The sequence below is a fragment of the Streptomyces sp. NPDC059787 genome, assembly GCF_042732315.1.
Classification (GTDB): Bacteria; Actinomycetota; Actinomycetes; order Streptomycetales; family Streptomycetaceae; genus Streptomyces; species Streptomyces atrovirens.
Map to the genome: position 1 here is coordinate 25,038 of NZ_JBHWHX010000067.1, position 8,536 is coordinate 33,573.

Sequence of the window (8,536 nt, forward strand, 5' to 3'; positions counted from 1 at the left end):
GGGGAGTGGAGAAACCTGGAAGGGGCGCGGGGAACTGCGCGACCGGCCACAACGAACCCGCAGCCGAATGACCACGCAGCTCCCCAAAACCTCAAGGGTGCTAACCCTTGACAGCCCCCGTGAGCATGCCCTTCTTGAAGTGCTTCTGGACGAACGGCGACAACACGGCCACCGGCAGCAACGCCATCACCATGACGGCCATCTGCACGGCAAGGCCGGACAGCTCACCTGTCTTGATCGCCTGCCCCAGACCGACCGGCGCCTCCTGCTTCTGCACGAGCTGGATCATGACGTTCTGCAGCGGCAGCATGTCCTGGTCGTTGAGGTACAGGGAGGCGTTGAACCAGGCACTCCAGTACCCGACGGCGTAGAACAGCGTGATCACCGCGACGACCGCGCGGGAGAGCGGCAGCACGATCTGCCACAGGATGCGCAGGTCCCCGGCGCCGTCGATGCGGGCGCTGTCGATCAGCTCCTGCGAGATGCCCATGAAGAAGCCGCGCAGCACCAGGATGTTGAACACGCTGATCGCGCTGGGCAGGATCAGCGCGAGATAGCTGTCCGTCAGGCCCAGGGACTGCACCAGCAGATAGGTGGGGATGAGGCCGGCGCTGAAGAACATCGTGGCCAGCAGCACCATGAGGATCCAGCGGTGGCCGACGGAGCCGCTGCGGGACAGCCCGTAGGCGCACAGCACGGACACCGCCATCGAGAAGAGGGTGCCGACGAGGGTGACGCCGATGCTGACGATCGTGGCGCGGGTGACCTGGCCGCCGCTGAGCAGTTCCTGGTAGGCGACGAAGGTGATGTCCTTCGGGATCATCACCAGCCCGCCCGCCTCGTCGATGGTCTTCCGTGAGGACAGGCTGGTGACGACGACGATCCACAGCGGGAACAGGATGGCCAGGCAGGCGAGGAGCAGGACCAGCCCCTTGCCGGCGAGTCCGGCCCGGCTGGGCGCCTCCTCCCACACCGGCCGGGGCGGAGCCGCCCACCGGCCGGGAGTCCGCGCGGGCTTGTCGATGACGGCGGTCACTTCTTGTACACCCCCTGCTCGCCCATGAGGTGGGCCACCTTGTTCGCTATCAGGACCAGGCCGAGACTGATGACGCCCTTGACGAGCCCCGCGGCGGCCGCGTAGCCGAAGTCCTGGTTGCGCACACCGTTCCACCACACGAAGGTGTCGAGGACCTCCGAGGCTCCCGGTCCGACGGCGTCGCGTTGCAGCAGGATCTGTTCGAAGCCGACCGTCAGGGCGTCGCCGACACGCAGCACCAGCAGCAGGGCGATCACCGGGCGCAGCGCGGGCAGTGTGACGTGCCACATGCGGCGCCAGCGGTTGGCACCGTCCATCGCCGCCGCCTCGTACAGGTCGGGGCTGACCGAGGCCAGCGCGGCGAGGAAGACGATGATCCCCCAGCCGGCGTCCTTCCACACGCTCTGCGCGGTGACCAGGAACTTGAAGGTCTCCGGGTCGGTCATCAGGCTGAGCCCGTCGTACCCGTGGTCGCGCAGTACCTGGGAGAGCAGCCCGGCGCCGCCGAACAACTGCTGGAAGACGGCGACGACCAGCACCCACGAGAAGAAGTGCGGCAGGTAGAGGACGGCCTGCGAGATCGCCCGCACCCTCGGCCTGACCACGCTGTTGATGAGCAGCGCGAGCAGGATGGGGATCGGGAAGTACAGCACGAGCTGGAGGAAGAACAGCACCAGCGTGTTCTGGACCGCGTTCCAGAAGGCGGAGTCCTCGAAGATCCGCTGGAAGTTCTCCAGGCCCACCCAGGGGCTGTGCAGGATGGAGACGACCCCGTTGTCACTGATGTAGGGGTCGTACTCCTGGAACGCGACGACGTTGCCGAGGATCGGCACGTAGTTGAAGAGCAGCACCAGCAGGACGGCCGGCAGTGTCATCAGCACCAGGACGCGGTCGCGTCTGAACCTCAGCCGGAGGCCGAGCTTCCCGGCGGGTGGCTTCTTCGTGGCCCCGGTGGCGCCGCCGTGCGCCGCCGGGGGGTTCTCCTTCGCTTCGGCCTCGGTGTCGGTCCGAGGCACCGTGCTGTGGGACACGGCGGTTCTCCTTGCCTCGGTACCCGGTCAGCCGGCCGCCGAGCCGTTCTCGTCGAGGATCTTCTTGTACCAGTCGCGGAGCTCGTCCCCGCCCTTGCTCTTCCAGTCGGAGACGGCCTGCTGCACGTCGCTGACCTTCTTGCGGCCGCGGATGACGTCGTCCTCCAGCTGCTCGAAGTCGTTGGAGAGGTTGGTCCAGCGGGAGGGCTCGGTGATCTGCATGCCGTAGAAGGACGACTTCTTGGTGAAGGCGCCCATCCGCTGCTGCCACTCCACCTGTCCCTTGCCGACCTCGGGGAAGTCGGGGTGGGCGATGGTGGCGGCGGGGCTCGCGACCATCACGAAGGCGTTCATCACGTCGACGTTGCCCTGGTCGGTCTTGGTGGGCACACCGTCCTTGACGGTGTAGTGGGTGCCCTCCACGCCGTAGTTGGTGGCCATGTACTCCTTGGTGCCGTACGGCGCGGCGGTGACGTTGGCGACGGCCAGCACGTCACGGATCACGGACTCGGAGGCCTTCTTGTTGACGAAGGCGAAGATGCCGGCCGGGTTCTTGGCCCACAGCGTGGGGTCGCCGCCGTCGTGGCCGAAGATGTCCATGCCCCAGATCTTGAAGTCGGGGTTCTGGGTGGCCTGCTCGGCGGTGCGGCTCCACCACTGCGACATGTCCTGGTTGTAGATGAGGAACTCACCGGCGGCGAACTTGGGGCCGGGGTCGCTGGCGTTGCTCTTGCCCAGCTCGGCGTCGGGGTGCACCACGCCGGCGGCGAACAGCTTGCGCGTCCACTCCAGGGCCTCGAGGTACTCCTCGGTCTCGATGCGGTAGATCAGCTTGCCGTCGACCAGGTTCCAGCCGAGCGACTTCTCCTCGCCGGAGAGCACACCGAAGGCGTTGAAGGCCGTCCACTTCATGTCCAGGCAGGCCCAGCGCTTGGCCTTGGCGTTGGTGGCGTCCTTGGCCAGTGCCATGAACTCGTCGCACGAGCGGGGGACTTCGTAGCCCTCCTTCTCGAAGATGTCCTGGCGGTAGAGCGGCACGATGCCGGTGACGTACGAGGACGGCATGGGCAGGCCGCGCAGCTTGCCGCCGAAGATGGACCGCTGCCAGGCGTCGGTGGGGATCGCCGCGAGGTTCGGGTAGTCCTTGACGGCGTCGCCGGACAGGTACGGACCGAGGTCGGCGAACTTGCCGATGATGGCGCTGGGGATCTTGCCCGTCATGTTCCAGCCGGGCACGACCACCACGTCGGGCACCTCGCTGGAGGCGAGGACGGCGCCGAGCTTCTGGTCGTAGGTGTTGCCGTCCTGGTTCTGCCAGACCACGTCGACGCCGATGAGGTCGTTCATCGACGTGTAGTAGGCGTTGCCGTCCTTGGGCGGGGAGCCCCAGAACGGCGACATGATGGTGACCTTGCCGCCCTTGCCGAGCTTCTTCGGCACCGACGTCTTCAGGCCCGCCAGGTCGAGCTTGCTGGTGAAGCCGACCGCGGAACCGTTCTTGCTGGGGATGTCGGGCGTGACCACGTTGCTCGCCACGTACGCCGGGAGGATCTTCTTGGCGTCCTTGCCCGAGGTGGTGCCGTCCCGCGAACCTCCGTCGGACCCGCCGCACGCGGCGAGCAGCGGCATTCCTCCCGCCACCGCTGCGGTGGCGACCGCCGTGGAGGCGAGGAAGCTTCTCCGGCTCGGTCCGGAGGAGCTGGGGGCGGCGTTCGGCGTCATTGCGTCAACCCTTCATGGCGCACCAGGACACCCGGCGGTGGCCGTCGGCTGCGGTGTCTTCAGTGGAACTGGCTGAGCCGAAGCGGTCGTTCGGCGGAAGGTGCGCCGGAAAGGCGGGCCTCGCAGTCGAAGCGCTTCGATGTTGCTGCGAGGTTAAGTGAACACCCAGGGGCACACAAGAGTCGCATCGAAGATTCCTCGGATGTATGCACGATTGCGATACAGGTGCGCTGCCCATGGATCATCCACAAGGTGCCCGATCCGTACCCTCGGGTCCCTTGACACCCGCCCCCACCTCGAATGAGCATCGAAGCGCTTCGAAAGCGCCTCAACGCTCCATCTCGAGGGGAACCCACGTGACCGCACAAACGCCGCCTACGCCGCCTTTCCGCGATACGACCCTGTCGTTCGCGAAGCGCATCGACGACCTCCTGTCGCGGCTCACCCTCGACGAGAAGATCGGATTTCTGCACCAGTTCGCGCCGGCCGTCGAGCGCCTGGACGTCGCCGCCTTCCGCACCGGCCAGGAGGCCCTGCACGGTGTCGCCTGGATGGGCCCGGCGACCGTGTTCCCCCAGGCCGTCGGCCTCGGCGCCACCTGGAACCAGGAACTGGTGCGCCGGGTGGGCGAGGCGGTGTCCCGCGAGACCCGCGCGATGCGCACCCGCGACGAGCGCATCGGCCTCAACGTCTGGGCCCCGACCGTCAACCTGCTGCGCCACCCGCTGTGGGGCCGCAACGAGGAGGGCTACTCGGAGGACCCGAAGCTCACCTCGGCGATCGCCACCGCCTACACCCACGGCCTGCGCGGCGACCACCCGGTGTACTGGCGCACGGCCCCCGTCCTCAAGCACTGGCTGGCGCACAACAACGAGACGGAGCGCGACACCACGTCCAGCTCCGTCCGCCCGCGCGTGCTGCACGAGTACGACCTGCGCGCCTTCCGCGACGCCGTGGAGGCGGGCGCGGTGGCCGGCGTGATGCCGGCGTACAACCTGGTCAACGGCCGCCCGAACCACGTCTCCCCGTATCTGCGCGAGCAGTTGCGCGCCTGGACCGAGGAGGACCTGCTGGTCTGCTCGGACGCCGGTGCGCCGTCCAACCTGGTCGACTCCGAGCACTACTTCGACACCCACGAGGAGGCCACCGCGGCGGCCCTGCGGGCCGGGGTCGACAGCTTCACCGACCACGGCACCGACGGCTCGAAGATCATCGGACGTGTCCGGGGCGCGCTGGAACAGGGCCTGCTGACGGAGACCGACATCGACACGGCCGTACGCCGCCAGCTCTCGGTGCGGTTCCGGCTCGGCGAGTTCGACCCGGGCGCGGACCCGTACGCCGGGGAGCAGCCCTTCGACACCCCGGAGCACCGGGCGCTCGCCCAGGAGGCCGCCGAGCAGGCGATCGTCCTGCTGAAGAACGACGGCCCGCTGCCGCTCGCCCCGGACACCCGGATCGCGGTCGTCGGGCTGCTCGCCGACGAGTGCAAGCTCGACTGGTACAGCGGCAGCCTCATCCACCGCTCCACCCCGCTGGAGGGCCTCTACGAGCGCTTCGGCGCCGAGCGCGTGGAGTTCGCCGAGGGCATGGACCGGGTGCTGCTGAAGACCTCCGCCGGTACGTTCCTGCACGTCCCGCCGGCCCCCGAGGCGCCCGAGACGGCGCGCGGCGCCGAGGGCGCCCTCGACCCGGCGCTGCTCGCGGGCCGCACCGACCTGCCGCCGCTCGTCGCTCAGGCGGACGGCACCGAGCTCGCCCTGGCCGACTGGGGCGAGGGCGTGCTCACCCTGCGGGCGCCCGACGGCCGCTATCTCTCCGTCGCCGAGGACGGGTACGTGCGCGCCTCCGCCGACCAGCCGGGCGGCTGGGTCGTGCAGGAGACGTTCCGGCTGGAACCGCACGGGGACGGTCACCTCCTCAGGCATGTGGGGACAGGACGCCATGTGCAGGTCGCCGCCGACGGCGTGAAGGTTGCCGAGGAGGATCCCGAGGTCTTCGAGCTGGTCGTCGTCGAGCACGGGCAGGACGCGGTCACGCGCGTCGCGGCCGGCGCCGACGTGGTCGTGGTGGTCGCCGGCAACGATCCGCACATCAACGGGCGCGAGACCGAGGACCGTACGACGCTGCGGCTGCCCGCCCAGCAGGAGCGGCTGCTGCGCGCGGCCCGCGCCGCCAACCCGAACACGGTGCTGGTGCTGACCTCCGCCTACCCGTACGCGGTGGACGCGGCGGACCTCCCGGCGCTGCTGTGGACCGCGCACGGCGGTCAGGCCGCGGGCACCGCGCTGGCCCGGGTGCTCGCCGGTGACGTCTCCCCCGCCGGCCGGCTGCCGCAGACCTGGTACGCCGACGACGCCGACCTGCCGGACCTCCTCGACTACGACGTGATCGGCGGCCGGCAGACCTACCTGTACTTCGAGGGCACGCCGCTGTTCCCCTTCGGGCACGGCCTGTCGTACGCGGGCTTCTCCTACGGGGAGCCGACGGCGGACGTCGACGGGTCGGCGGTGCGGGTCTCCTTCACCGTCACCAACACCGGTGAGGTCACCGCCGACGAGGTGCCCCAGCTCTACACGCGGGCCGTGGACCCGTCGGTGCCGCGTCCGCGCCGTGAGCTGCTGGCGCACCGGAGGGTGACGCTGGCGCCCGGGGAGACGGCCGAGCTGTCCTTCGTGCTGCCGCTGTCCGCCTTCGCGTTCTGGGACGTGGCGACGGGCCGGTGGCGGGTGGAGCCGGGGGCGTACGAGCTGCTGGCCGGTGCGTCCAGCGAGGACGTGCGGGCACGGGCCACGGTCACCCTGGACGGCGAGCCGGCCGTCCCGCGCCCCGTCCTCGAACGCGGCCTGGAAGCCGTCGACTTCGACGAGCAGAGCGGTGTCGAGATCGTCGACCGCGCGAAGGCGGCGGGCGACTCGGTCACCGCCGTGGCCGGGAAGGACGGCGAACTCCTCTTCCGGCGCTGCGACTTCGGCGGCGGGGTGACGGAGGTGACCGTGGAGGTGTCCGGCGAGGGCACGGCCGAGGTCTCGCTCGACGGCGGGCCGGTGCTCGCCGAGCTGTCGCCGGAAGCGGCCACGTCCGGCCCGTACGACTACACCACGCTCCGCGCGTCCTTCGCCGTCGTCGACGGCGTGCACGACGTGCGGCTCCGGCTGCGCGGCCCGCTGCGGGTCGCGCGGGTCGGCTTCTCCGGTTGAGGGTCCGGACGCGGCCGACACCAAGAAGGGGCCCGGCACCGAAGGCATCGGTGCCGGGCCCCGGTGCTTCGTCTCCGGAGGGCCGCTCCGGGAGCGCCGCTCCGGGAGCGCGGCCCCGAGCCGGGAATCCCCCCTTCGGGGAGGGAGGAAGTCAATATGATGCCGGGGTCAGTTTTAACGGAGGGGAGACCTTTTTCATGTCCGGCAGCAACCCCGCACCCGGTGGGTTCGGGCCGCCGTCACAGCCCCCGCAGCAGCCGGGCCCCGGTTACGGCTATCCGCAGTCCGGCCCGTCCTACGGCTACCCGTCGGGTCCCGCTCCGCAGGGCATGCCCCCCGCGCCCTATCCGCAGGCGCCCGGCTACATGATGCCCGTGCAGCCGAGCAACGGCATGGGGACCACCGGGCTGGTGCTGGGCATCATCGGCCTGGTCTGCAGCCTCACCTTCTTCCTGTGGTTCTTCGGCGTGATCCTGGGCATCCTGGCGATCATCTTCGGCGCCGTCGGCCGGGGGAAGGCGAACCGCGGCGAGGCCACCAACAAGGGCTCGGCGACCGCCGGGCTCATCTGCGGCATCGTGGCCACGGTGATCCTGCCGCTGCTCGGCATCCTGCTGTTCGCCGGCGTCATGGGAGGCATCGGCGCCGCGTCCTGAACGCCCGTCCTGACGGAGGGCCGGTCTGCATCGGACCGGCCCTCCGCCGTCCGCGAAGACCCCCGCTCAACCGGTACACAACCGCCGCCGAGCCTCCACCAACGCGAACCCCGGCAGGCTCGGACCGCCAACGCCCCCGGACCCCCCTCGTCACCGGCCCCAAAGCCGACCCACCGCGCGCGAAGACCCCCGCTCAACCGGTACACAACCGCCGCCGAGCCTCCATCAACGCGAACCCCAGCAGGTTCGGGCCCCGCCAGCGCTCCGGGTCCGCCGCCCCCTCGTCGCCGGCCGCGAGGCCGATGCCCCACACCCGGTCCACCGGGCTCGCCTCGACCAGGACGCGCTCGCCCGTGCCCAGCAGGAACGTCCGCAGGTCGTCGTGGGCCGCGAACTTGTGCACGCTGCCCTCGACGACGATGCCGAACCGCTCCCGGTGCCATGTCTCCTCGTCGAAGCCCCGCACCAGCCGCCCGGCCTTCTTCGCCTCCGAGGGATGTCCCGCGGCCAGCACCCGCCGCTCCCCCTCGGGGTCACCGAACAGCCGGGCCTTGGCCGCCATCATCCAGTGCTCGGCGGTCGCGTAATCCACGCCGTCCACCGTGAACGGCGACGGCCACCACTGGCTGAGGCAGCTCGTCCCGATCCGGCCGTCCGGCAACGGCCGGTGCCCCCAGAAGTGCAGGTACTTGATCCTCGCCCCGGCGCGGGCCGCCTCGATCAGTTTCTCCCGTGAGTCCATCGCCCCCGTGCTCCTCTCCCTGCAGTTCGATCCGCCCCCGCCGCCCCTTCCCGTTCCCGTCCCCCGGAGGCGCTGCCCCCGGACCCCCGCTCCTCGAACGCCGGAGGGGCTGAGTTCCAGTCGAGGAGCGGGGTCCGGGGCGGAGCCCCGGG

Annotated in this window: 6 protein-coding genes; 2 read left to right on the plus strand and 4 right to left on the minus strand. The window is 70.2% G+C overall.

Features of this window, described 5'->3' with window-relative positions; translation table 11 throughout:
• Positions 1 to 100: 100 nt before the first annotated feature.
• Genes ACFV5H_RS35090 through ACFV5H_RS35100 form a run of 3 tightly spaced genes read right to left on the minus strand, consistent with a single transcriptional unit; the run spans position 101 to position 3,789 of the window.
• Entirely contained in the window at positions 101 to 1,036 is a 936-nt protein-coding gene (locus ACFV5H_RS35090; RefSeq protein ID WP_385057714.1) for a carbohydrate ABC transporter permease, read from the minus strand.
• Complete coding sequence (locus ACFV5H_RS35095; RefSeq protein WP_385057713.1) at positions 1,033 to 2,067, minus strand: ABC transporter permease; 1,035 nt, start codon at positions 2,065 to 2,067, stop codon at positions 1,033 to 1,035. The genes ACFV5H_RS35090 and ACFV5H_RS35095 overlap by 4 nt, the downstream gene beginning before the upstream one ends.
• A gap of 27 nt (positions 2,068 to 2,094) precedes the next feature.
• Complete coding sequence (locus ACFV5H_RS35100; RefSeq protein WP_385057711.1) at positions 2,095 to 3,789, minus strand: extracellular solute-binding protein; 1,695 nt, start codon at positions 3,787 to 3,789, stop codon at positions 2,095 to 2,097.
• Between the two features lie 356 nt (positions 3,790 to 4,145).
• On the opposite strand from ACFV5H_RS35100, the gene ACFV5H_RS35105 reads away from it, so the two are divergent.
• Both ACFV5H_RS35105 and ACFV5H_RS35110 read left to right on the plus strand, forming a co-directional pair.
• Positions 4,146 to 6,986 (plus strand): glycoside hydrolase family 3 C-terminal domain-containing protein, encoded by a 2,841-nt coding sequence (locus ACFV5H_RS35105; protein WP_385057709.1) that lies wholly within the window; start codon positions 4,146 to 4,148, stop codon positions 6,984 to 6,986.
• 197 nt (positions 6,987 to 7,183) lie between these two features.
• Positions 7,184 to 7,642 carry a DUF4190 domain-containing protein gene (locus ACFV5H_RS35110; protein ID WP_385057707.1) on the plus strand — a complete coding sequence of 153 codons (459 nt, stop codon included), beginning with the start codon at positions 7,184 to 7,186 and terminating at the stop codon, positions 7,640 to 7,642.
• Positions 7,643 to 7,835: 193 nt separating this feature from the next.
• Here ACFV5H_RS35110 and ACFV5H_RS35115 read toward each other — a convergent pair whose 3' ends face one another.
• Positions 7,836 to 8,384: an NADAR family protein gene (locus ACFV5H_RS35115; RefSeq protein WP_385198797.1), complete on the minus strand. Its 549-nt coding sequence runs from the start codon at positions 8,382 to 8,384 to the stop codon at positions 7,836 to 7,838.
• Between the last annotated feature and the right edge of the window lie 152 nt (positions 8,385 to 8,536).

What these genes read in the sequence shown, in the direction of transcription:
- ACFV5H_RS35110 (WP_385057707.1), top strand. Translation starts at nt 7,184, where the DNA reads ATGTCCGGCAGCAACCCCGCACCCGGTGGGTTCGGGCCGCCGTCACAG.
- ACFV5H_RS35115 (WP_385198797.1), bottom strand. Translation starts at nt 8,384, where the DNA reads ATGGACTCACGGGAGAAACTGATCGAGGCGGCCCGCGCCGGGGCGAGG.
- ACFV5H_RS35100 (WP_385057711.1), bottom strand. Translation starts at nt 3,789, where the DNA reads ATGACGCCGAACGCCGCCCCCAGCTCCTCCGGACCGAGCCGGAGAAGC.